Raw genomic sequence first — 23,851 nt, forward strand, 5'->3', positions numbered from 1 at the left:
ATCGGGATGCGGGCTTTCGAATCGCCGTGGACGGGCGAAAAGGGTCAGCCGGCGATATGCTCGGCCAGCACGGTCAGCCCGGCTTCGTTAACCTCGGCAAAGCCGCCCTCGACCTCGATCACTTCGGGCGCGGCGCCCGCGGTGGCGTAGATCATCAGCGGGCCGTTGCGCAGCGTCGCCATGAAGGGTGCGTGGCCTTCGAGCACCGAAAAATCGCCCTCGGTCCCCGGCACGGTGACCATATGGACGTCGGCGGTCCGCTCGAGGCGGGCGGGGGTGACAAGTTCGAACTTCAGAGCCATGTCTTCATTCCTAAAGCCCCTCCCCTTCAGGGGAGGGGTTGGGGTGGGGGCCATCGGCCTAGCACGGACCTCGCGGCCCACCCCGTTGCGACTAGCGGCCAAGCCCGCAAGTCTCACTGCCCCTCCCCTGAAGGGGAGGGGGTATAAGATTACGCGTCTTCGGCGAGCTTCGCGGCCTTGGCGACCGCTTCGTCGATGCCGCCGACCATGTAGAAGGCCGCTTCGGGCAGATGGTCGTACTCGCCGTCGACGACGGCCTTGAACGACTTCACCGTGTCTTCGATCGCGACGAACTTGCCGGGGATGCCGGTGAAGACTTCGGCGACGTGGAAGGGCTGCGACAGGAAGCGCTGGATCTTGCGCGCGCGGGCGACGACCAGCTTATCTTCTTCCGACAGCTCGTCCATGCCGAGAATCGCGATGATGTCCTGCAGCGACTTGTACTTTTGCAGCGTTTCCTGAACGCGGCGGGCGGTCTCATAATGCTCCTGACCGACGGTCGCGGCGGTGAGCACGCGCGAGGTCGAGTCGAGCGGGTCGACCGCGGGGTAGATGCCGAGTTCCGAAATCGCGCGGCTGAGCGTCGTCGTCGCGTCCAGGTGAGCGAACGAGGTAGCGGGAGCCGGGTCGGTCAAGTCGTCCGCGGGAACGTAAATGGCCTGCACCGAGGTGATCGAGCCCTTGGTGGTCGAGGTGATGCGTTCCTGCAGCGCGCCCATGTCGGTCGACAGCGTCGGCTGGTAACCCACCGCCGAGGGAATACGGCCGAGCAGCGCCGACACTTCCGAACCCGCCTGGGTGAAGCGGAAGATGTTGTCGACGAAGAACAGAACGTCCTGGCCTTCCTGATCGCGGAAATATTCGGCCATCGTCAGACCCGAGAGCGCGACGCGGGCGCGGGCGCCCGGGGGCTCGTTCATCTGGCCGAACACCAGTGCCACCTTCGACCCGTCGGGGGTCGGGTTGCCGTCGGCGTCCTTGGCGATAACGCCGGCGTCGAGGAATTCGTGATAGAGATCGTTGCCTTCGCGGGTGCGTTCACCGACGCCCGCGAACACCGACACGCCGCCGTGGCCCTTGGCGATGTTGTTGATCAGTTCCTGAATGAGAACGGTCTTGCCGACGCCCGCGCCGCCGAACAGGCCGATCTTGCCGCCCTTGGCGTAGGGGGCGATCAGGTCGATGACCTTGATGCCGGTCACGAGGATCGCGGCTTCGGTCGACTGGTCGACGAATTCGGGAGCCTTGGCGTGGATCGGCGCCGACATGCCGGCGTTCACCGGGCCGCGTTCGTCGATCGGGTCGCCGATGACGTTGAGGATGCGGCCGAGCGTCTGCGGGCCGACGGGAACCGAGATCTGCGCGCCGGTGTCGACAACGGGCTGGCCGCGGGTCAGGCCGTCGGTCGCGTCCATCGCGATGGTGCGGACGGTGTTTTCGCCGAGGTGCTGCGCGACTTCGAGGACGAGGCGGTTGCCGTTGTTGTCGGTTTCGAGCGCGTTCAGGATCGCGGGCAGCTCACCCGTGAACTGGACGTCGACGACGGCGCCGATGACCTGCGCGACGCGGCCGGTTGCGGTGCCGGTGGCGGCAGCCTTCGGAGCGGCAGCCTTCTTCGGCGCAGCAGCCTTGGGCGCGGCGGCCTTCTTGGCGGGAGCCTTCTTTTCAGCGGGAGCGGTAGCCATTACGTTCTTCCTTGCTTGGATAGCTTACAGCGCTTCGGCGCCGGCAATGATTTCGATAAGTTCGGTGGTGATCGCCGCCTGACGCGTGCGGTTGTAAACGATGGTCAGCTTGTTGATCAGGTCGCCCGCGTTGCGCGTCGCATTGTCCATCGCGGTCATCGACGCGCCCTGTTCGGACGCGGCGTTTTCAAGGAGACCCTTGAAGATCTGGATGGTGACGTTGCGCGGGAGCAGGTCGGCGAGGATCGCTTCCTCGTCGGGTTCGTACTCGACGGCGGCGCCGCTCGACGCCGGGACGTCGGCGGGCGGCGGGACCGGGATCATCTGCTGACCGGTGGCGATCTGGAGCAGCGCCGAGCGGAACTTCGAATAGAAAAGATGCGCGACGTCGAAGGCGCCGGCTTCGTAAAGCTCCATCACCTTCGCCGAGATGTCGCTCGCCTGTTCGAAGCCGATGTCGCGGATGCCGGTGGTTTCATACTGCTCGATGATCTGGCCCGGGAAGAGGCGTGCGATCACCGGGCGGCCCTTGCGGCCGACGAGGTAGAAGAGAACCTTCTTGCCCTCGGCCTGCAACTCGAGCGCCTTATCGCGCGCGGCCTTGACGATGTTCGAGTTGAACGCGCCGGCAAGGCCGCGGTCGCTGTTGAGCACGACGAGCAGGTGCGTGTCGCTCTTGCCGGTGCCCGAAAGCAGCTTCGGCGCCGAATCCGACGCGCCGACCTTTGACGCGAGGCTGGCGACGACACCCTCGAGCCGCTCGGCGTAAGGACGCGCGGCTTCGGCGGCCGCTTGTGCTTTACGCAGCTTCGCGGCGGCGACCATCTTCTTGGCCTTGGTGATCTTCTGGGTCGATTTGACCGAGACGATCCGCCCTTTGAGTTCCTTAAGCGATGCCATTACGGCCCCTCTTGTTCGTCAGCCCGGCGCGACTGGCCGGGCTCACGGTAACTTGGCTTACGCGAAAATCTTGGCGAAGGCGTCGAGCGCCGCGACCAGACCCTTTTTGGCGTCGTCGCCCAGGTCCTTGGTGTCGCGGATCGCCTTCAGCACATCGGCATGGTCGCTGCGCAGATAGGCGAGCATCGCCTGCTCGTAGCGCGACACGTCGGTCGTCGCGACATTGTCGAGATAGCCGTTGGTGCCGGCGAAGATCGACGCGGTCTGCTCTTCGAACGGCATCGGCTGGAACTGCGGCTGCTTCAAGAGCTGCGTCAGGCGCGCGCCGCGGTTGAGCAGCTTTTGCGTCGACGCGTCGAGGTCCGAACCGAACTGCGCAAAGGCTTCCATTTCGCGATATTGCGCGAGCTCAAGCTTGATCGAGCCCGACACCTTTTTCATTGCCTTGGTCTGCGCGGCCGAACCGACGCGGCTCACCGACAGACCCACGTTAATGGCGGGGCGGATACCGGCGTTGAACAGGTTGGTTTCGAGGAAGATCTGACCGTCGGTGATCGAAATCACGTTGGTCGGGATGTACGCCGAAACGTCGCCCGCCTGCGTTTCGATGATCGGCAGTGCAGTGAGCGAACCCGCGCCATTGTCGCTGTTCATCTTTGCGGCGCGCTCGAGCAGGCGGCTGTGGAGATAGAAAACGTCGCCGGGATAGGCTTCGCGGCCCGGCGGGCGGCGGAGCAGCAGCGACATCTGGCGATAGGCGACGGCCTGCTTCGACAGATCGTCATAGACGATGACGGCATGCATGCCGTTGTCGCGGAAAAATTCGCCCATCGTGCAGCCGGTGTAGGGCGCGAGGAACTGAAGCGGAGCGGGTTCCGACGCGGTCGCGGCGACGACGATCGAATATTCCATCGCGCCATTTTCTTCGAGCTGACGCACGATCTGCGCAACCGTCGAGCGCTTCTGGCCGACCGCGACATAGATGCAGTACAGCTTCTTCGACTCATCGTCGCCGGCGTTGGCCTGCTTCTGGTTGATGAAGGTGTCGATCGCGACGGCGGTCTTGCCGGTCTGACGGTCGCCGATGATCAGCTCGCGCTGGCCGCGGCCGACGGGGACGAGGGCGTCGAGCGCCTTGAGGCCGGTCTGGACGGGTTCGTGGACCGAGGTGCGCGGGATGATGCCCGGCGCCTTGACCTCGACGCGCATGCGCTTGTCGGCCTTGATCGGGCCCTTGCCGTCGATCGGATTGCCGAGGCCATCGACGACGCGGCCGAGCAGGCCTTTGCCGACGGGGACGTCGACGATCGTTCCGGTGCGCTTGACCTGGTCGCCTTCCTTGATCTCGGCGTCCGAGCCGAAGATCACGATACCGACATTGTCGGCTTCGAGGTTCAATGCCATGCCCTGCACGCCATTGGCGAATTCGACCATTTCACCGGCCTGGACATTGTCGAGGCCGTGGACGCGGGCGATGCCGTCGCCGACCGACAGCACCTGACCGATTTCGCTGACCGTTGCGTCGGTGCCGAAATTGGCGATCTGGTCCTTGATGACCTTGCTGATTTCAGCGGCGCGGATTTCCATGGTTTAGCCTTTCATCGCCTGTGCGAAGCTATTGAGACGGGTACGGATGCTGCCGTCGATCAGCTGGCTGCCCAGCTGGACGACGAGACCGCCAAGGATGGCGGGGTCGACGGTCGTCGCGACGGAAACGTCGCGGCCGACACGGGATTTGAGGTTCGCGGTCAGCGCCTTGAGCTGGTCGGCGGTAAGCGGGTGCGCGCTGGTGACCTTGGCGGTCACTTCGCCGCGGTGGTCGGCGACGATCGCGTCGAAGGCGTCGATCATCTTGGGCAGATCGGCAAGGCGGCGGTTCTCGGCGAGTACGCCCAGGAATTTGGCGGTCAGCGAATCGAGCTTCATCGCCTTGGCAACGGCACCGATCGCGCTGGCGGCGTCGCCGCGACCGACGACCGGGCTGGCGATCAGCGCCGACAGGTCGGTCGATTCGGTAAGGCCGGTCTTCAGCGTTGCGAGGCTCTTGGCGACCGTGTCGATCGCGTTCGATTCGCGGGCCAGATCGAACAAAGCGACTGCATAACGGCCCGCGAGGCCCGCCGTGATGTTGCCCTGAATGCCGCCGGAATTCTCCACGCGTGAAAGTCCTTTGTTGCTATCCCGTGGGGGATGGGTCGCGCCGTTCATGGGGAGATTCGTCGAATGTCCCCTACGCGAAGTCGCGGCGCGCCTAGCAACGATTTTGCTGCAATGCAAGGTGGGGTTGGGAGTCTTCCGACCACCTTCCCAAACCCGTTCGCCCCCCGCCTTCGCGGGGGCAGGCTCTGAGCTTGTCGAAGGGCCGTTCTTTCTTCAAAGGTTGTGGGAAAGAAGGACGGGAGTTGACCTGCGGTCGCCTGCGGCCCCGACAGGCTCAGTCCGAACGGAAGTGGGGAAGCGCATGGGCGAGATGATTCGAATGACGATGGACGATGGCGCCGAAATCGCCGTCTATCACGCGCAGCCGGAAGGCGCACGACGCGGCGGGCTTGTCCTCATTCAGGAAATTTTCGGGGTCACCGATCATATCCGCGAGCTTTGCGACGAATATGCCGCCGATGGCTATGAGGTGCTGGCGCCCGCGCTGTTCGACCGCGAGCATCCGGGGTTCGAGAGCGACTATTCGGGGCCGCAGTTCGAACGCGCGGTGCAGCTGGCGCGCGAGCTGCATCCGTTCGAACAGAGCCTGAAGGACGCGCAGACGTGCATCGACGCGCTGAAGGGCCCAAAAGGTTCTCGAGGCCCGGTCTTTATCACCGGCTATTGCTACGGCGGCTCGGTCGCGTGGCGGATGGCGCAGATCAGCCCTGACCTCGCCGCGGCGTCGGCCTATTATGGCAGCCTGGTCCCCACGCAGTTCGCCGATCAGGCACCCGGATGCGCGACGATCGCCCATTTCGGCCGCTATGACGCGGGCATCCCGATGGAAGGCGTCGAGGCGCTGATCGCGAAGGATCACCCGACCGCGCAAATCTTTGTCTATGACGCCAACCACGGCTTCAACAGCGACCGGCGCAAGGATTATCACGAGGCGTCGAGCGAGCTCGCGCGTGAACGGACGCTGATGCTGTTCAGGGCGTGCGGCGGGTGAGGATATTGGCCCAGCTCCTTCTGGGGCTGTTCGTCTTTGCGCTCGTTGCCGCTGCGTTCCTCTATACGCAGCAGCGACGGATGATTTTTCCCGCGCCGCTGGATTATCCGCGCGCGGCGCTGCCCGGTTTCCGGCTCGTCCATACGGAGACGGAGGATGGGCTGCGGCTGTCGGCCTTTTATCGCCCCGCGGCGCCGGGCAAGAAGACGATCCTCTTCTTCCATGGCAATGGCGACAATATGCGGGGCGCGATCGAGGCGACGCGCGGTCCGGCGGCGGCGGGGCATGGGTTGATGCTCGTCGAATATCGCGGTTATGGCGGCAATCCGGGGTCGCCCGGCGAGGCGGGATTCTATCGCGACGGCGCGGCGGCAATGCGGTGGCTCGACGCCGCGGGGGTGGCGCCGCGCGACATCGTCGTCGTCGGCAATTCGATCGGGTCGGGGCCGGCGACCGAGATCGCGCTGCGCCATGAGGTCGCGGCGCTGATGCTCGTGTCTGGCTTTTCGGACCTGCCATCGGTGGTGCAGCGGCAGGTGCCGTTCGTCCCGCGCTGGCTGGTGCGCGATCGCTTCGACAATGGCGCGAAGCTGGGGCGGGTGAAAGCGCCCGTTTTCCTGATGCACGGCGACGCCGACACGCTGGTGACGCCCGACAATCTCGACCGGCTGGTGCAGGCGCGGCGCGATGCGACGGTCGCGCGCCTCGCGGGGGTCGGCCACGAGCTCGCCTATACCGCGCCCGCGCAGGCGCTGCTCACCAAATGGGTGGGCGGGCTGCGCTGAGGCTCAGCCGCCGGTCGCGGGCTTCGCCGCCGCGCCGCTCGCGGGCTGGCAGCGATAGACGAGGCGCTCGTTGGGGCTGGCGGGAAGCGCGCTGCGGATCGCGTCCTGCTGCGCCGCGAGGCCGGCGAGCTCGTCGGGGTTGGCGGTGCAGCTTTTGAGTGCGACGCCAGCGCGCGTCTCGCGCGCCTTCGCCATCGTCTCGGCGTCGAGCAGATAGCGTTCGACGCGATAGTCGCGTCCCGCCGCGTCGATCGACGCGACAGTCACCGTCGGCTCGTCATTGGGAACGAGGATGCGTTGCCAGCGGTCGTCGGCGCCGCGCGTATATTGAATGCGGCCGTTGACGCAGCCATCCTTGCCGATGCTGATCGGCACATCGGTCGTTGCCGACACGGTGATGCGGCTGCGATCGGGGCGGATCGTGCAGAGCAGATTCCCCGCCGCAAGTTTTGGCTCGGCGGCGGTCGGCGCCGGGGCACTGTCGGCGGCGATTTCGGCGCGCGCGTCGGGGCGCGTGACGAACAGCACCGCCGCGCCGATCATCAGCGCCGCGCCCGCCCCGCCGGCGATCTTGGCGTTGCGCATATTTTGCTGGCTGTAGAAGAGCAGCCCGGCGCCCGCGGCGAGCGCGCCGATGACGAAGAACACGCCCGCGAGCGCGATGCGGTTCTCGCGCGCCGCCAGCGCTTCCTCTTCGGCGCGCGCCTGTTTGAGGTTGCGGTCGAGCTGTGCCGCGGCGTTTTTCGCGGCGTTCGCCTCGGCGCTCGCGCGCGCTTCGGCGTCCATCGCGGCGCGATCGCGCGCGTCGGCCTCGGCCAGCGACAGGCAGGGAGTGCCGACGCTGGCATATTGTTGGTTCGCATCGGCCAGGAACCGGGTGAGTTCGCGCGCCGAAATCGCAAAGGCAAAGGGCGAATCACCATCGTCGGCGCGCGTGATCGCGGTGTTGATCCCGGCGATGCGGCCGCACGCATCGACCAGCGGCCCGCCCGAATTGCCGCGCGAAATTTTCGCGGTGTGGATCTGCATCGCGACGCCGTCGACGCTTTGCGTGTTCGACAGATTGCCCTCGCTGCGCGTCGGGGTGCGCGGGGTGATATAGTCGTTGGCGCTGCGCGCGGTCGCAAGGTCGACATTGCCCGGATAGCCCAGCGCGACGACATCGGCGCCCGATTCGAGCGGCCCGGTGTAAACCGCGGCGGCGGGCAACCGCGCCTCGGTAATTTCGAGCAGCGCCAGGTCGCGCGCCTTGTCGATCGCGATCAGCTTTGCCGCGAAGCTTTTTTGCCCCTCCGACGGGACGACACCAAGCGCGACATTGTTCGGATATTGCACCGCCGATTCGACGACATGGGCGTTGGTGACGATGCGCGTCGGCGAGATCGCGATGCCGCTGCCATGGCCGAAACCGACCACTTCGCCGTCGACCATCGCCACCGTGACGACGCGCACGACGCTGCGCGACGCGGCGCTGATGTCGTCGGCGGCGCGCGCGGGCAGGGTCAGGGCGAACAGGGCGAGCAGCAGCGCGAGGAGGCGGGTCATGGCGCGCACCCTAGCCGCGCCAACTTTGAACGCAAGCATCGGGACGCACCGGGCGGCGCAGGGTGGCAAGACGGCCGCAACCGAAGTGAAAGGAAAGATCCGATGACCTATATGATCGAAGGGCTCGCCCCCGACCGTTTTGCCCCCTTGTTCGCGATGGACGATGCGGGGCTGGCCGCGATCAACGCGCGCCGCGTTACCGCCACCGCCGATATGGGATTTCCCTGTCGGATCAGCCTGGAGGATGCGCGCGCCGGGGAGGAACTGATCCTGCTCCACCATGTCAGCCACGACGTCGAAACGCCGTATCGCAGCGCTTATGCAATCTATGTGCGACCGGGGGTCGACGCGGCCCGCTATCGCGACGAACTGCCGCCAGTATTTGCCGGGCGGCCGATCGCGCTGCGCGCCTTCGATGCCGCGGGCATGCTGCAAACCGCAAGGCTCGCGGCGCCGGGTGAGGCCGATGGTGCGATCCGCGACCTGTTCGCCGATGCCGGCATCGCGTATATCGACGCGCACAACGCCGCGCACGGCTGTTTCGCGGCGCGGATCGAAAGGGACGGGGTATGAGCGCCGCCGACACCATGACCGACGATGCGCGCTGGGCGGCGGTGCTGCGCCGCGACCGCGCGCTCGACGGGCGCTTCGTCACCGGTGTGCTCACGACGGGCATCTATTGCCGTCCAAGCTGCGCGGCGCGCCATCCCTTGCGCGAAAATGTGCGCTTTTTCGCCGACGGCGCAGCGGCGCGCGCGACCGGGCTGCGCCCCTGCAAGCGCTGCCTGCCCGACGATGTCGCGCGCGACGAGGGTGCGGTGCTCGCGGCGATCCACGCGATCAAGGCGAGCGAGGAGCCGCTCGCGCTCGCCGACCTCGCCGCGCGCACCGGCTATTCTGCGACGCATTTCCAGCGCGTCTTCACCCGCCACACCGGGCTGTCGCCCGCCGCCTATGCCCGCGCCTTGCGCGACGAGCGCGCGCGGCAGGCGCTGAGCGAGGGCGGGCGGGTCACCGACGCGATTTACGACGCGGGCTTTTCGGGGCCGTCGCGATTCTATGACAATATGGAAGGACGCATGGGGATGACGGCTTCGGCATGGGTGAACGGCGGCAGGGGGGTGACGATCCACTGGGCGGTGGTGGCGACCAGCCTGGGCGACATGCTCGTCGCGGCGACCGACAAGGGGGTGTGCCGCCTGTCGTTCGCCGAGGGGCGCGAGGCGCTCGAGGAGCGCTTTCCTGCCGCCGACCTGGTCGAGGGCGGTACCGAGTTCGCTGCGCTGCTGAAACAGGTGGTCGCCGCGGTCGAAGCCCCTACCGACGGTTTCGACCATATCCCGATCGACGTGAAAGGCACCGCCTTTCAGGAAGCGGTGTGGCGCGAGCTGCGCCGGATCCCGGCGGGCGAGACGCGCAGCTATGCCGACATTGCCGCCGCGATCGGCAAGCCCAAGGCGGTGCGCGCCGCGGGCAGCGCCAATGGTGCGAACAATGTCGCGGTACTGATCCCGTGCCACCGGGTGGTGCGCAGCGACGGGACGCTCGGCGGCTACGCCTATGGCCTGCCGATCAAGGAAGAATTGCTCAAGCGGGAGAGTTTTTGATGTCCGACAAAATTGCTGAATTTCGCGCGCTGCATGTTCCGGGCGACCCGCTGATCCTGGTCAATATCTGGGATGCGGGAAGCGCGAAGGCGGTCGCCGCGGCGGGCGCGAAGGCGATCGCGACGGGCAGCTTCGGCGTCGCGGGCGCGCAGGGGCGTGCCGATGGCGAGGATTTTCCGCTCGAAGATGTGTTCGAAAATCTCGCGCGCATCCTGGCGGTGACCGACCTGCCGGTGACGATCGACATGGAATCGGGCTATGGCGCCGATTCGGCGGCGGTCGGGGTCTCGGTCGCGCGCGCGCGCGATGCCGGGGCGGCGGGGATCAACATGGAGGATCGGCTGCCGGGCCAGACGGCGCTGCTGGCGATCCCCGATGCGGTGGCGCGCTATCGCGCTGCCGCCGACACCGGGATCTTCGTCAACGCGCGCTGCGACACCTTCCGCGGCGCCGATGTCGCGGAGGATGGGGACGCGCTGGTCGCCGCAACGCTCGAACGCGCACGCGCCTATGCCGATGCGGGCGCGGGGTCGCTGTTTGTGCCTTTCCTACTCGATCCCAAATGCATTGGCGCGATCTGCGACGCCTCGCCGCTGCCGGTGAATATATTGCGCGGCAAGGGCGGGCCGACGCACAAGGAACTGGCGAACCTCGGCGTCGCGCGGATCAGCCACGGGCACCAGCCATGGGCGGCGGCGATGGCGTGGCTGACCGGGCAGGCGGCGCAGGTACTGGACGGCGCCGAACCCGATTATTGACGGGAGTCAGCTCTCGCCGTCGTCGTCTTCCGCTTCGGGTGCGGCGGCGCCGCCGCTATCGCGCATCGTTTCGATCCGCTTCAGCAGTGCATCGCCGCGGCCATTGTCGTGCGGATCGAACGCGACGGTCTTGGCGAGGTTGATCGCGGGTTCGAAGCGCCCCAGATGCGCCAGCGAGACGGCGTAGGCGCTGCGAAGATTGAGGTTTTCAGGCGTCAGCGCAAAGGCACGCTCCAGCCCCTTGATCGCCATGTCGCTTGGGCGCGTCCGTTCGGTCAGAAAGCTCTGAAAATAGGCGTGGAGCGGGATCGGGTCGTTGGGGTCGGCGCGGTTCGCGATCTGGATCGGTCGCCGCGCGGCTTTCCACGCGGCCGGATCGGTCTCGCCCTTTTGGCGTAGCTGTTGGAGCTGGAGCTGCCCCAGCAGGACGTTGCCGCGCACATGCTCGGGCCTGGCTGCCAGCAGCTTGTCCAGTGCGGCGCGCGTCGCCGTCAGGTCGCGGGTGGCGGGCGCAATATCCCATTCGGCGGCGGCCAGTTCATACTGGAGATCGGGGTTCGTCGGCAGTTTTGCGGCGAGCGCCCGCAAATCGTCGCGGACCTTGGTCAGACGGGCCTGATCGGCGCGCGCATTCATCCGTTCGATGCGCAGCATCATCACCGCATCCTCGTCCGCCGACAGCGGGGTGATCTTGATCGCGGTCGATACCGGCACGGGATCGCGCGTCGTACGGTAGGACAGCCGCCCCTCGACATAGCGGTTGAGATCCTTGTCGAGCTGCGCAAGGTCGCCGAACGCGTCGGTCGCCGCCTTGCGCGGTTCGGTCCCGGCGTTGATCGCGTTGGTGTAGGCGTTGATCTGGTTGGCGCGCGCCGGGTCGTGGAACAGCATGTGGGTGAGCAGCCACGACCGGCCATAATAGACGTCGGTCTGGCCGCGGCTGCGCATCGCGCTGGGCGGTTCGAACAGGACGCGCTCGGCGGGCATCTTGGGCAGCATCAACAGGCCATAGGCGCGGCGATGGGCGGGCTGGCCGACCATCGCCCGCCCCTCTTTGTCGAAATCGACCGTCGAATAATATTCGGCAAAGCCTTCGATGAACCAGCCGGGAAAGGCGACGCGCAAATGCCGTTTCATGAAATGATGGCTATATTCGTGGAACAGCACCTGCTGCGCCGGCGACGTGCCGGGCAGGGTGCCGTCGTTCTGCCGGTGCGACAGGGCAAAGCTGCCATCGCGGTCCTGCCGGTAGAAACCCGAAACGGGGGCGCTGCGCGATCCGGTCGCGAGCCGGGCGACATCGTCGCGGCCGGGCAGCAGATAGATGGGCAGGCGGCTTTCCTCGCCCTTTGCCGCGACGTTGAACACGACGCGCAGCGTGGTGTCGAAGCGCTGCAGATTGGCGGCGAATTCGCGCAGCTGCTTTTCGTTGCTCTCGCTGTAGATGATGAAGCTCTCGGTATCGGCGCGCAGCCATTTGGCGTGCGCCGGGGTGGCGATGACGGCCAAAATGACCGCGACCATCGTCACGCGAATCCTGATCATGCTGCTGCTCCCGACTGGCATCCGCGGCGGTGCTGCCAGTCGCGGCAGCGGCTGTAAAGTCCTCTATGTGCTTGCAAATTCAGCGCCGGTCTTTGCCGTCGCGGGCGTCCTTCATCTTCTTGTAGATCTCGGCCATCTTGGTGCGCGCTTCGTCCAGATTTTTGGCGTCGATCGCGGCGATGACGGCCTGCAACGGATTTTCCTCGTCGCTGCTGTGCGACCCGAAAGCGATCGGGGCCAGCACGCTGCGCGCCAGGTCGCCCTTCTTTTCATCGATCAGCTGGCGTCCCAGCAGCAGGCGATAGGTGGGATCATAGGAGGCATAGGGAAACACTTCCTCCAGCGCGATGATCGCCGGTTCGGGAACCGCTTCGCCCGCGTCATAGAAGGATTGGTAATAAGCGATGGCGGGACGCGGATCCTTGGGGTCGATCCGCCGCGCCTTGACCAGATGCGGCCGCGCCGCGGCATAGGCCGCCTTGTCCTTTTCGCCCCGGCCCATCGCCACCATCGCCTTCCAATAATGCGCCAGCGGCGAATTGGCATCGACGGCGATCGCGCGATCGGCGGCGGCGTCGGCAGCGTCGAAATTCTGGGCGTCGATTTCGGCTTCGGCCAGCGCCAGCTGGACGAACAGGCTTTCGGGATAGGGCGCCGCCTTGCTGCGCAGGTCGCTCGCGACGTCCTTCGCCTGCGACCGCGTCACCCCGCGGACCGACCGCATATGCGCCTGCATCACGGCCTCTTCGGCGGCGCTCATCCGGCGCATCGTGACGACCGGTTCGGCATAATTGGCGGGCTTGATGTCATAACCGAGGAACGGGCCGCTCTTGTACCGGCGCACCTCGCGTTGCAGCGCGTCGAGGTCGCCGAACGCATTTTTGGCGGCGGCGAGCGAATCCTCACCTCGATTGACCGCCGACAGATAGGTCTGGATCTGGCCTTTGCGCGCCGGATGGAAATTGAGATAATGCGCGAGCAGCCAGCCAAAGCTGTACGACTGATAATATTCCAGCCCGTTGAGCTTGACCTTGGTGTCGAGCAGGCGCGTCAGCTTGGTGTCCGACAGCTGTTTGAGCATCTCGCCGCGATGCTGCGGCACGTCGCCGACGTGAAAGCTGCCGTCGGGATTGAAGCGGATCGTGCTGTACAGTTCCGCGAACCCTTCGGTGTACCAATGCGGATAGGCGGTGCTGAAATTGCTCAGCATGAAATGATGGGTATATTCGTGGAACAGCGTCGACCGGATGTCGAGCTGGGGGCCGCTGGTGTCGATGCCGCGCGACAAGGAGCGCTTCTCGCGCGCTGGAACGAACGAGGTCGGATTGCCGGCGCGGCCGAAATAGATGCCGCCGATCCCGGCGCCCGATGCGTTGAGGATATAGCCGAGCCGGTCGGTGTCGCCGGTGCGATAGACTTTCAGGCGGTTGGCGTCGCCGACATCGGGGCCGGGGACGGGCATGTTCTGCATCGTGCGCAGCGCATTGTCGAAGCGTTCAAGGTCGCGTGCGAACGCTTCGGCATCTTCGCGCTTGGTTTCGGAATAGATGATGAAATGGCTGGTGCGCGCTTCCCACCATTCGGCGCGCGCCGTCGTGGCGGTCGCCGCCAGGGTCAGGGTCATGATCGTGCAGACGATCCGCGCGGCAATTTTCAACATCACAGTCCCGTTCCTCTTTCCCCGTCGATCGATCCCCTGGCCGATCGCGGTTCGTTCAATCTTCGGTCGCGCCTGCATCGGCAGCGGTCACCGCGCTATCCTTGCCGCGATCGCGCATGGCCTCGATCTGGTCGAGCAGATTCTGTCCATTGCCACGATCGTGCGGGTCGAACGCGATCGTTTTGGCGAGGTTCGCCGCCGCGTCGATTTTGCCCGCATTGGCAAGGGCAAAGGCATGGTTCATGCGAATGGTGACATTTTCCGGCTCCAGCGAAAAAGCCTGCGCCAGTCCCTGCAACGCGATCGCGGGCGGGCGCTGTCCCTGGTCGACATAGGATTGGAAAAATTCGAAGAGCGGCAGCGGATCGTCGGGGTTGGTCCGGTTGGCGAGTGCAATCGGTTTGCGCACGGCGCGCCAGGCCGCATCGCTATAATCGCCTTTCGTGTCCATCTCCTTCGCCAGCAGCCGCCCGAGCAGGACGTTGGCGCGGACATGGTCGGCCTTTAGCGCCAGGGCTTTGTCGACCGCCGCGCGGGTCGCGGCCAGGTCGCGCTGATCGTCGTCCTTGTCCCATTCGCTGGCCGCCAGTTCGAACCAGACCCCGGCGTCGCCGGGATGCTGTGTCGCCAGTTTCTGCAGGTCGGCGCTGATCTTGGTCAGGCGCTCCTGATCGCCGCCCGCGCTCAGCCGTGCCAGCCGCAGCGGCAGCAGCGCGTCTTCGGCCGCCGACAACGGGGTGATGCTGATCTCGCCTTCGACGACCATCGCCTTGTGGAGCAGCGTGTAGTTCAGGCGGCGATTGAGATAGGCGTTGAGGTCCTTGTCGAGCTTCGCAAGATCGCCGAACGCCGCCGCCGCGGCCTTGGCCGGATCGTCGCCGCGATTGATCGCCTGCATATAGGTCAGCAATTGCCCGGATCGCGCCGGTTCCGAATAAAGCATGTGGGTGAGCAGCCAGGCGCGGCCGTAATAGGCGTCCTGCTGCGCCGTCGTCTTCATCGCGGTCGGCCGTTCGGACAGCAGCCGTTCGGCAGGAATTTTCGGCAGCGCGAGCAGGCCATAGGCGCGGCTGTACACCGGCATGCCGACCGCGGGGCGGCCGTCTTTTTCGAAATCGACGGTGGACAGATATTCGGCGAAACCCTCGATAAACCAGGCCGGAAACGCCACCGGCATATATCGTTTCATGAAATGGTGGCTGTATTCGTGAAACAATATCTGCTGCGACGCCGGGGTGCCGCGCCCGGTGCTGCCGTCATCCTCGCGGTTCGACACCGCAAAGCTGCCGTCGGTGGTCACGCTGTAGAATCCGGCGGTTCCCGGCCCCAGCCGCCCGCCCGACAGGCGGTTGACGTCGGCCGCCTCGCGCAACAGGTAAATGGTCAGCCGATTGGGTTCGAACCCGCCGGGCACGTTGAAACGGTGGCGCAGTGTCGCGTCGAACAGCTGGAGGTTTTCGGCAAAGCGGCGCAGCGATTTTTCGTCGCCTTCGCTATAGATGATGAAATTATTGGTGTCGGCGCGCAGCCAGCGCGCGGCTGCCGGCTGCGCCGCGCAGCAACAGATCAAGGCAATGGCGGCGCACCACCGCTTCATCATGCCATTTGTCATGCGATCCCCCCGGATTTTCGTTACCCGCCATGCTGCCAAGCCGGTCGCCGACTGTAAAGCCTTGTGCGGTCAGACGAAACTATAGGGATCGATGTCGATCGCGAGCCGCGCCTTCGATGGCCAGTCGATGCTGTTCACCCAGTCGCGGATCGTGCCTTGCAGGTCGAAACTGCGCGGGGCGTGGAGCAAGAGGCGGAAGCGGTGGCGCCCGCGCAGCATCGCGAGCGGGGCGGGGGCGGGGCCATAGACGGCGAGGCCTTCAGCGACCGGCGCCTTGTCGCCGAGCCGCTTGGCGACGCCGCGCGCGACCTCGAGCTCTTCGGACGAAATGACGAGCGCGGCGAAGCGGCCATAGGGCGGCGCCCCCGCCTGTTTGCGTGCCGCGGCCTCGGCGGCATAGAAGCCGTCGCGATCGTTGGCGACGAGCGCAGCCATGACGGGGGCATCGGGCACGCGCGTCTGGATCAGCACCTCGCCGGGCTTGACCCCGCGCCCCGCGCGCCCCGCAACCTGCGCGATCTGCTGAAAGGTGCGCTCGGAGGCGCGCAAATCGCCGCCGTCGAGCCCGAGGTCGGCATCGACGACGCCGACGAGCGTCAGGTTGGGGAAATGATAGCCCTTGGTGACGAGCTGGGTGCCGATGATGATGTCGACCAGCCCGCCCTCGACATTGTCGACGAATTCGGCGGCCTTTGCGGGCGACCATAAGGTGTCGCTGGTGACGATCGCGGTACGCGCTTCGGGGAAGCGCAGGGCGATCTCGTCGGCGACGCGCTCGACGCCGGGGCCGCAGGCGACGAGGCTGTCTTCATCCTCGCATTCGGGGCAGAGCCGCGGCGGCGGCATGACGTGGCCGCAATGGTGGCAGGCGAGACGGTGGACGAGGCGGTGCTCGACCATCCACGCGGTGCAATTGGGGCACTGGATGCGGTGGCCGCAGGTGCGGCAGAGGGTCAGCGGCGCAAAGCCGCGGCGGTTGAGGAACAGCAGGCTCTGCTCGCCCTTGGCCAAGCGGTCGGCGAGCGCATCGACGAGCGGCGGGGCGAGCCAGCGGCCGCGGTCGGGCGGGTCTTGCCGCATGTCGATCGCGGCGAGGTCGGGCAAGGTGGCGCCGCCGAAGCGCGCGGGCAGCTCGATATGGCGATACCGCCCCGCCTCGACCATCGCGAGGCTTTCGAGCGCGGGCGTCGCGCTGGCGAGGATGACCGGCAGCCCTTCGAAATGCCCGCGCATCACCGCGACGTCGCGCGCATGATAATGGACGCCATCCTCCTGCTTGAAGCTCGTCTCATGCGCCTCGTCGACGACGATGACGCCGAGCTTGGCATAGGGCAGGAACAGCGCGGAGCGCGCGCCGACGACGATCCGGGCCTCGCCGCTGGCGATCGCGTGCCAGGCGCGGCGGCGCTCGGTCGAGCGCAGGCCCGAGTGCCACGCCACGGGCTCGCAGCCGAAGCGCGCCGCGAAGCGCGTCAGCATCGGTTCGGTGAGCGCGATTTCGGGGAGCAGGACGAGGGCTTGCTTGCCTGCGTCGATCGCGGCGGCGATCGCCTCCATATAGACTTCGGTCTTGCCCGATCCGGTGACCCCGTCGAGCAACAGCGTCTCGAACTTCGCGGCGGCGACCGCGGCGGTCAGCTGGGCGGCGGCGGCGGCCTGCTCGGCGGACAGGTCGGGCGGCGCGAACGCGGGATCGGGCCGCGGATAGGGCGCGTCGGCCGACACGGCGACGGCTTCGAGCGCGCCGGTGTTCACGAGGCCGCGGATCACCGCCTCACTGACCTCGGCCAGTGCGGCGAGCTCACGGACCGTCCCCTGCCGGTCGCCGATCGTTTCGAGCGCTACCGTCCGCTGCGGCGTCATGCGTTTGGGGATTTCGCCGGTGGCGCGATATTCGACGATCGGGCGCCGCGCATCGGCAAAGGCGACCCCGGGCAGCACCATGCGCAGCACCGATCCCGGCGGGCTCAGATAATAGTCGCTGGTCCATTCGACTAGCTTGCGCAGCGGCGTGGAAACCGGCGGCACCGGCACCACCTCGAACAAATTGCGCAGCCGATTGTCGCCGACGGGTTCGGGCGCGCCGAAGCTCTCATCCCCCCACACCACGCCGCCCATCCGCCGCGGCCCCAGCGGGGCGATGACGACGCTGCCGAGCGGCGCTTCGCTTTCGCGCGGGACGCGATAGTCGAGCGGGCCAAGGGCGGCGGTGAGGAGGAGGACGCGGGCGCGGGTCATGGGTTGGGGAGGATATAGGGCGGCGGGTAAAATAGGAAAGCGCGCTTGCACACGGTCGCCCCCGCGAAGGCGGGGGCCGCCATCGGTCGGTGCGGCGCTGCTGAGCTAGGCCTCCAGCGGCCCCCGCCTTCGCGGGGGCGACGATTAGGTCGGCGCCAGCGCCTTTTTCACCACCCGCTTCACCGGTTTCGGCCGCCGGAACCAGAAGCTCCACACGGCGAAACTACCGAGCATCGTCATCGCGAGGCCCGAGAGTGTCATCACGATGCGCCACGTCCAGCCGCCAACCTTCGACGCGTGGATCGGAAAGGCCATGTTGAACGCTTGCGCGCCGCCCGGCATCGTCAGCGCATCGCGCGCGCCCAGAACTTCGCCCGTCGCGGCGTCGAACCATAAGGTCGAGCGACCATTGGGCAGCCATTCGGCCTGCTGGCGCATCCGCAGCATGATCGGGTCACCCGCCTTGCGCGGCAGGCTGAGGATACGGAATTCGGCGTCCGGAAAACGCTGCCGCGCGGCGGTCAGCATCGCGGTGTAGTCGGGCTTTTCGGCGAGCGCGCCGCCCGTGTATTTGGGTGGCTCGATGGCTTTGGCGGCCTCGGCGGGCGAGCCGAAGGGAGCGATCATCACCAACGCAAAGGGGCGGAAGATCATCATCGTGCCGGTAACGATCGAGATGAGGAGCAGCGGCGCGGCGATGATGCCAAGGTCGCGGTGGTGCATGACGATCGACGGGCGCGACATGCGTTTCGGCCACAGGCGGAGCTGAAAGGTTTTGCGCGTCCGCCACCAGAGGATCGCCCCGCTGATTACGAAGAAAAGCCCGGCAAGCCCCGCGATGCCGATCACCCACTCGCCGCTGTCGCCCGCGAAAAGATGATGGTGGAAATCAAAGATCCAGAGCTCGGGCCGCTCCCACTGGCTGGTCCAGCGCGTGACGATTTCGCCCGACTGGCTGGCATAGGCGCCCGCGCCGTCGTTCCCTTGGCCACCGAAGCGCATCTGGTGCAGCCCGAAGCGGTCGTCGGCGAAAATGACGCCCTGCGCGCCCGGCATCGCCATCAGCTTTTCGGTGGTCGCGGCGACCGTCGCCAGGTCGCCGCGCAGCGGGTCGCCGGTCCCCGGCAAGCCGATCCACAGATGCTCGTAGAGCAGGATCGTCCCCGACAGGCCGAGCAGCGCGAGCACGAGGCCGATGAGGCCTCCCGTCCAGCGGTGTAGCGTGTCGAGCAATTTCATCATCAGAAGCGGTAATCCCAGCCCAGCGTGAAGGTGCGTCCGCGCCCGGCGAAATAGGACAGCTGATCGGTCGGCAGCCGCGTATCGCTCGAATAGTCGATATATTGCTTGTTGAAGAGATTCTGCACCGACAGGCTGATCCCGCCGATGCCGGTCTGGTAACGGACATTGGCGTCGGTCAGCGTGTAGCCGCCGAAGTCATTGTCGCCAAGCTTTAGCGGGCGCAGCGGGTTGGCGTCGTCGGCGGCGCGCGCCTTGCTGTCGAAGCGGCGATTGAAATAGACCTGCGTCTGGATGCGCGCCGAGAACGGCCCGCTGGCATAGCTGGCCGCGAGGTTCAGGCGGTCGGGCGAGATGTTCGACCCGTCGAGATCGCTGTCGACGATGCCGTCGGGCACCGCGTCGCTGTCGAACCGGCCGACCAGATGCGCGTAGCCGACGTTGAGCTTCAGCCCGTCGATCGGGGTCTGGACCCCGAGGTTGAGTTCGAGCCCCTGGATTTCGACGCGGAGCCGCTGGACGTCGAAAATCCGGTCGGGACGGGCGATCAACAGCTGCCCCTTGTCGCTCGACGACCAGAAATAGGACGCGCTGGCGTCGAGCGGCCCGCGCTTGACCTCGAACCCGATCTCGCGGTTGTTCGAAACGACCGGCGAGATGTCGAGAAAATTGTCGATGTCGACCCCGGCGGTGCCGATCGACCGGGTGATGCGGCCGACATCGGGAACCGTGAAGCCCTCGGCATAGCTCGCATAGGCGCGGATGCCGTCGATCGGTTCGATGATGACGCCGCCGTTGATCAGTATGTCGTCAAAGGTCGGCGACCCGCCCGCGACCGACACCCCGCCGCGCGGCGTCGTCGTGGTCGCCAGCGTCGTATAATCGTCGATCTTGATCTTCACATTTTCATAGCGCGCACCGCCCGCGACGCGGATCAGCCCGTCGAACAATTTGAGGTTCGCCTGCGCAAAGGGCGCGAGGCTGCGGAAATCGGTCGGCGGAACCCAGGTGCGCCCGGTCGCAATCAGCCGCTGTTCGGTGGTGTCCCACAGCGCGTCGAAACCCAGCGTCAGCGTCAGATCTTCGAACCCGGGAATGCCGCGCTCATAGCTCAGCTTGCCGCCGAATTTGCGGCTGCGGTTCTGCGACTGGTCGAACAAGGTACCGATCGGGGCGATGCGGACGTCCTGAAAGGTCGCCTGCGTCGCGACTTCGCCGCCAAAGGTGTCGCGGCTGCGGTTGAAAAAGATCTGGCTGACGAAATTGCCGCCGCCCAGGTCGCTGTCGGTCAGGCTCAGGGCAATGCTTTCGGTGCGGTTCTGCGCCGACTTGCCCGGCGGATTGCCGCGCACCGCGCTGGTCGGCAGGCCGAGCGCGCGGTTGCCGGGGGTCGCGACATAATCGCCGTCGCCCTTCAATTCGAAGCGGCTGGCGATCAGGTCGATCCGCGCGCTGGGCGACAGTTCATAGCCAAAGCGCCCGAACAGCGAGAGCGTCTTGGAATCCTGCGTTTCGCCCTGCGTCAGGTTGAGCCCGATCGGGCGGCCCCTGGCGTCCGAGAACACGCCGCGGATTTCATAGGCGGCGCCGACGGTGGCGTCGAACGCCCCTGCCTTGTACTGGATCAGCCCCGCGAGCTTGCCGCCCATTCCGGCCTTGGAAAAATCATTGTCGGCGGTGCCCTGCACCAGCGCGCGGCCCGCCAGGCCTTCTTCGCTCGGCGCGCCGACGGTGACCTGGTTGACGATACCGCCGGTGCCGCCGATCCCCTGCAACGCGTTCGAGCCATAGATCAGCTCGACGCGATCGACGAAGAAGCCGTCGATGGTAAAGCCGTCGCGGCTGCCGTCGCGGAGCGGGGTCGATTGCGGGATGCCGTTGATCGCATAGAGCGGCGAACGGCCGCGCAGCGTCTCGCCGGCGCCCGAGAGTTTCTGGCGCGTCGGCGAAAAGCTGGGGGTCAGGTTGGCGACCGCGTCGGTGACCGATCCCGCCATCGCGATCTGCTGGTCGAGCGCTTCCTTGTCGATCACGTCGATGGTCAGCGGCAGCGCGCTCGGCGGCAGGATGGTGCGGGCGGCGGTGACGATGATCGTGTCGTCGCTGGTGGCGGCGTCGGCGGCTTCCTCCGCCAGCGCCGGGGCAGAAAGCGCGGTGGAAGCCAATGCAGCGACGAGCAATTTGCGAATCATTCTTAACTCCTGTTCGGAGCGCCGCTAATGCGAAGGATTTGCAGATGCAAGGATAAAGGCGACTGTCAGAGGTGGAGATCGCGATTCCCTCCCCCTTGATGGGGGAGGCGCGAGACTTGGCAGCTTGCTGCCTAGTCGCAGCGGTGGGGGTTTGCTCTCGGCCTGAAACGAAGGTGCATTGACGCACCAGCACCCTCATCCAACTTCGCCTAATCGCTTCGCGATAAGGCTACGTATCCTTCTCCCATCAAGGGAGAAGGAACTCTCCCCACATATGCAAAACCGCGCTACACCCCAACCCATGCGGGAAAAGGAACTGCGCTTCGCCCTGATTTGCTACGGCGGCATCAGCCTTGCCGTCTATATGCACGGTATCACCAAGGAAGTGTGGCGCCTCGCCGCGGCGTCGCGGGCGTTTCATGACGGCACCGCATCATCGGGGGCAGGCGCGGTCTATGCCGATCTGCTCGCCGAGCTTGCGGCGCGCAGCAACGTCCGCCTGCGCGTGCTTGCCGATATTGTCGCGGGGGCGAGCGCGGGCGGGATCAACGGCATTTTCCTCGCGCGCGCGCTCGCGACCGGGCAATCGCTCGATCCGCTCACCGACCTGTGGCTGGGCAGCGCCGACGTTGACAAGCTGATCGATCCCGACGCGCGGCCGCTGTCGGCGGCAACCAAATTCTGGGCGGTGCCGATCGCCGGCTGGATGATGAAAAGGCGCGGCAATGCGATCGACCGCACGGTGGGCGCGGCCGCGCAGGATGAAGTGCGCGCCAAGCTGTCGCGCTTCGTGCGCGCGCGCTGGTTCGAACCGCCGTTCGGCGGCGAGACGTTTTCCAACCTTCTGCTCGACGCCTTCGATGCGATGGAACAGGGGCCGCGCGGGCCGGTGCTGGTGCCGAACGGCCAGCCGGTCGACCTGTTCGTGTCGGTCACCGACTTTGCCGGGCATAGCGTGCCGTTGGCGCTCAACAGCCCGGCGCGGGTGAGCGAGGATGAGCATCGGCTGATGCTTCATTTTCGCGAGGATGATCGCACCGGCGCGCGGCTCGACGATGTGCCGGGGCTTACCGCCGCCGCGCGCGCGACCGCCAGTTTTCCCGGCGCCTTCCCGCCCTTCACGCTGCGCGAGCTTGACCGGGTGCTCGCCAACCGTGAAATCGAATGGCCGAACCGCGACGATTTCATCCGCACCCAATTGCCCGCGACCGGCGACGGCGATCCTGCCGACCGGGTGCTGATCGACGGATCGGTACTCGCCAATGCGCCCTTCCGCCCCGCAATCGCGGCGCTGAAGCAGCGCCCGGCGCGGCGCGAGATCGACCGGCGTTTCGTCTATATCGACCCCAAGCCCGATTATCGTTCGATCAGTTTCGGCAAACCCGCGGTGACCGAGGAGGCGCGGCTCCCCGGCTTTCTGCCGACGATCCTCGGCGCGCTGTCCGAAATCCCGCGCGAACAGCCGATCCGCGAAAATGTCGAGGCGATCGAGGGCATGTCGCGCCGCATCCGGCGGATGCAGCATATCGTCGACGCGATGAAGGTCGAGGTCGAGGAACAGGTCGCGGCGCTGTTCGGTAGCACCTTTTTTCTCGACACGCCGACGGTGGCGCGGCTCGAAAAATGGCGCGCGAAGGCGCAGGACCAGGCCGCGGCGCGCGCGGGGTTCGCTTTTGCGCCTTATGGACATCTGAAATTGTCGGCGGTGATCGAGGAGCTGGCGAGCCTGATCGACCGGCTGCTCCCGCCCGAGGGCGCGGTGCATCAGGCGAAGCGGCGCATGGCATTGTGGGACGAGGCGCGAGCGCGCGGGCTCGACCGGATTTCGGGCAAACGTGGTGCGGGCGCCAGCGGCGACGCGATCGCCTTTTTCCGTACCCATGATCTGGGCTTCCGTATCCGCCGCCTGCGCTTTTTGGCGCGTGAACTCGACACCGCGGTCGAGGCGACGCGCGACGGGCGCGACCCGGTGTGCGAGGATATGCGGGCGGCGATTTTCACCGCGCTCGGCCTTTATCTCGATCGTCAGGGCGATGCCTGGCTGGCGGGGCTCGACCTGCCCGCCGATGCCGGGCCGGGCGACTGGATCGACGCGGTCGCCGCGCGGCGCGACCTGACCGAAATCGATGGTGAGGCCGACGCGCTGATTGCGGCGGGGCTGGCGGCGATGCCGAAAGACGACCGCCGCACGCTGCTCCTCGCCTATCTTGGCTATCCCTTCTACGACATCGCGACCTTGCCGCTGCTCCAGGGCGAAGGGTTCGACGAATATGACCCGATCAAGATCGACCGCATCTCGCCGTCGGACGCGACCGCGATCCGCACCGGCGGCGCGGCGGCGATGCTGAAAGGGATCGAATTCAACAGCTTCGGCGCCTTCTTCAGCCGCGCATACCGCGAGAATGACTATCTATGGGGCCGCCTGCACGGCGCCGACCGGCTGATCGACATCGTCGCGAGCAGCATCGGCGGCGAGAAAGGGCTGTCGGCGGAGGAACTGAAGGCGCTGAAACGCCGGGCGTTCCATGCGATATTGGATGAGGAAGAGGCGCGGCTGCCCAAGGTGAAGGCGTTGATTGACGAACTTAGGGTGGAGATCGGCTGAGTAGCCTCGTCATTGCGAGCGAAGCGA

18 protein-coding genes are annotated in these 23,851 nt (G+C 66.3%); 6 read left to right on the forward strand and 12 right to left on the reverse strand.

Annotated features, from left to right (window positions below):
* Positions 1 to 44: 44 nt before the first annotated feature.
* The 5 genes from G9408_RS12075 to G9408_RS12095 all read right to left on the reverse strand — a co-directional run bounded on the left by G9408_RS12075 (position 45) and on the right by G9408_RS12095 (position 5,044).
* A complete protein-coding gene (locus tag G9408_RS12075) occupies positions 45 to 302 on the reverse strand; it encodes an ATP synthase F1 subunit epsilon (RefSeq protein WP_168454262.1) in 258 nt (85 codons plus the stop codon).
* 149 nt (positions 303 to 451) lie between these two features.
* Positions 452 to 1,987, reverse strand: coding sequence for a F0F1 ATP synthase subunit beta (gene atpD, locus G9408_RS12080; RefSeq protein ID WP_168454263.1), 1,536 nt, complete (start codon positions 1,985 to 1,987; stop codon positions 452 to 454).
* A 24-nt stretch (positions 1,988 to 2,011) separates the two neighbouring features.
* Complete coding sequence (locus tag G9408_RS12085; RefSeq protein WP_168454264.1) at positions 2,012 to 2,887, reverse strand: F0F1 ATP synthase subunit gamma; 876 nt, start codon at positions 2,885 to 2,887, stop codon at positions 2,012 to 2,014.
* A 57-nt stretch (positions 2,888 to 2,944) separates the two neighbouring features.
* On the reverse strand, positions 2,945 to 4,474 hold the full coding sequence (atpA, locus tag G9408_RS12090; protein ID WP_168454265.1) for a F0F1 ATP synthase subunit alpha: 1,530 nt from the start codon (positions 4,472 to 4,474) through the stop codon (positions 2,945 to 2,947).
* A gap of 3 nt (positions 4,475 to 4,477) precedes the next feature.
* A complete protein-coding gene (locus G9408_RS12095) occupies positions 4,478 to 5,044 on the reverse strand; it encodes a F0F1 ATP synthase subunit delta (protein ID WP_168454266.1) in 567 nt (188 codons plus the stop codon).
* Positions 5,045 to 5,348: 304 nt separating this feature from the next.
* On the opposite strand from G9408_RS12095, the gene G9408_RS12100 reads away from it, so the two are divergent.
* Together G9408_RS12100 and G9408_RS12105 are read left to right on the forward strand one after the other, a co-directional pair.
* The gene (locus G9408_RS12100) at positions 5,349 to 6,038 is read left to right on the forward strand and encodes a dienelactone hydrolase family protein (RefSeq protein WP_168454267.1); all 690 of its coding nucleotides are present in this window, start codon (positions 5,349 to 5,351) and stop codon (positions 6,036 to 6,038) included.
* 5 nt (positions 6,039 to 6,043) lie between these two features.
* Positions 6,044 to 6,823 carry an alpha/beta hydrolase gene (locus G9408_RS12105; protein ID WP_168454268.1) on the forward strand — a complete coding sequence of 260 codons (780 nt, stop codon included), beginning with the start codon at positions 6,044 to 6,046 and terminating at the stop codon, positions 6,821 to 6,823.
* Positions 6,824 to 6,826: 3 nt separating this feature from the next.
* On the opposite strand, the gene G9408_RS12110 is transcribed toward G9408_RS12105, so the two are convergent.
* A complete protein-coding gene (locus G9408_RS12110; protein WP_168454269.1) occupies positions 6,827 to 8,368 on the reverse strand; it encodes a S1C family serine protease in 1,542 nt (513 codons plus the stop codon).
* A gap of 102 nt (positions 8,369 to 8,470) precedes the next feature.
* Between G9408_RS12110 and G9408_RS12115 the strand changes: the two genes are divergently transcribed.
* From G9408_RS12115 to G9408_RS12125, 3 genes are read left to right on the forward strand one after another with little or no spacing between them, the layout of a single operon-like run.
* Positions 8,471 to 8,941 carry a DUF1203 domain-containing protein gene (locus G9408_RS12115; protein ID WP_168454270.1) on the forward strand — a complete coding sequence of 157 codons (471 nt, stop codon included), beginning with the start codon at positions 8,471 to 8,473 and terminating at the stop codon, positions 8,939 to 8,941.
* Positions 8,938 to 9,975 (forward strand): bifunctional DNA-binding transcriptional regulator/O6-methylguanine-DNA methyltransferase Ada, encoded by a 1,038-nt coding sequence (gene ada / locus G9408_RS12120; RefSeq protein ID WP_168454271.1) that lies wholly within the window; start codon positions 8,938 to 8,940, stop codon positions 9,973 to 9,975. Before G9408_RS12115 ends, ada begins: the two co-directional genes overlap by 4 nt.
* The gene (locus tag G9408_RS12125; RefSeq protein ID WP_168454272.1) at positions 9,975 to 10,733 is read left to right on the forward strand and encodes an isocitrate lyase/PEP mutase family protein; all 759 of its coding nucleotides are present in this window, start codon (positions 9,975 to 9,977) and stop codon (positions 10,731 to 10,733) included. The genes ada and G9408_RS12125 overlap by 1 nt, the downstream gene beginning before the upstream one ends.
* 6 nt (positions 10,734 to 10,739) lie before the next feature.
* Here G9408_RS12125 and G9408_RS12130 read toward each other — a convergent pair whose 3' ends face one another.
* The 6 genes from G9408_RS12130 to G9408_RS12155 all read right to left on the reverse strand — a co-directional run bounded on the left by G9408_RS12130 (position 10,740) and on the right by G9408_RS12155 (position 21,219).
* On the reverse strand, positions 10,740 to 12,278 hold the full coding sequence (locus G9408_RS12130) for a hypothetical protein (RefSeq protein ID WP_168454273.1): 1,539 nt from the start codon (positions 12,276 to 12,278) through the stop codon (positions 10,740 to 10,742).
* A gap of 79 nt (positions 12,279 to 12,357) precedes the next feature.
* Positions 12,358 to 13,938, reverse strand: coding sequence for a tetratricopeptide repeat protein (locus tag G9408_RS12135; protein WP_168454274.1), 1,581 nt, complete (start codon positions 13,936 to 13,938; stop codon positions 12,358 to 12,360).
* A 55-nt stretch (positions 13,939 to 13,993) separates the two neighbouring features.
* Entirely contained in the window at positions 13,994 to 15,538 is a 1,545-nt protein-coding gene (locus tag G9408_RS12140; protein WP_168454275.1) for a tetratricopeptide repeat protein, read from the reverse strand.
* Positions 15,539 to 15,619: 81 nt separating this feature from the next.
* The gene (locus G9408_RS12145) at positions 15,620 to 17,788 is read right to left on the reverse strand and encodes a primosomal protein N' (RefSeq protein ID WP_168454276.1); all 2,169 of its coding nucleotides are present in this window, start codon (positions 17,786 to 17,788) and stop codon (positions 15,620 to 15,622) included.
* Positions 17,789 to 17,932: 144 nt separating this feature from the next.
* Positions 17,933 to 19,027 carry a PepSY-associated TM helix domain-containing protein gene (locus G9408_RS12150; RefSeq protein WP_168454564.1) on the reverse strand — a complete coding sequence of 365 codons (1,095 nt, stop codon included), beginning with the start codon at positions 19,025 to 19,027 and terminating at the stop codon, positions 17,933 to 17,935.
* A 2-nt stretch (positions 19,028 to 19,029) separates the two neighbouring features.
* Complete coding sequence (locus G9408_RS12155; protein WP_168454277.1) at positions 19,030 to 21,219, reverse strand: TonB-dependent receptor; 2,190 nt, start codon at positions 21,217 to 21,219, stop codon at positions 19,030 to 19,032.
* A gap of 301 nt (positions 21,220 to 21,520) precedes the next feature.
* Here G9408_RS12155 and G9408_RS12160 point away from each other — a divergent pair, with 301 nt between their 5' ends.
* Positions 21,521 to 23,824: a patatin-like protein gene (locus G9408_RS12160; RefSeq protein ID WP_168454278.1), complete on the forward strand. Its 2,304-nt coding sequence runs from the start codon at positions 21,521 to 21,523 to the stop codon at positions 23,822 to 23,824.
* The last annotated feature ends 27 nt before the right edge of the window (positions 23,825 to 23,851 follow it).

This window comes from Sphingopyxis microcysteis (assembly GCF_012274265.1).
In the GTDB taxonomy this organism is placed as follows: Bacteria; Pseudomonadota; Alphaproteobacteria; order Sphingomonadales; family Sphingomonadaceae; genus Sphingopyxis; species Sphingopyxis microcysteis.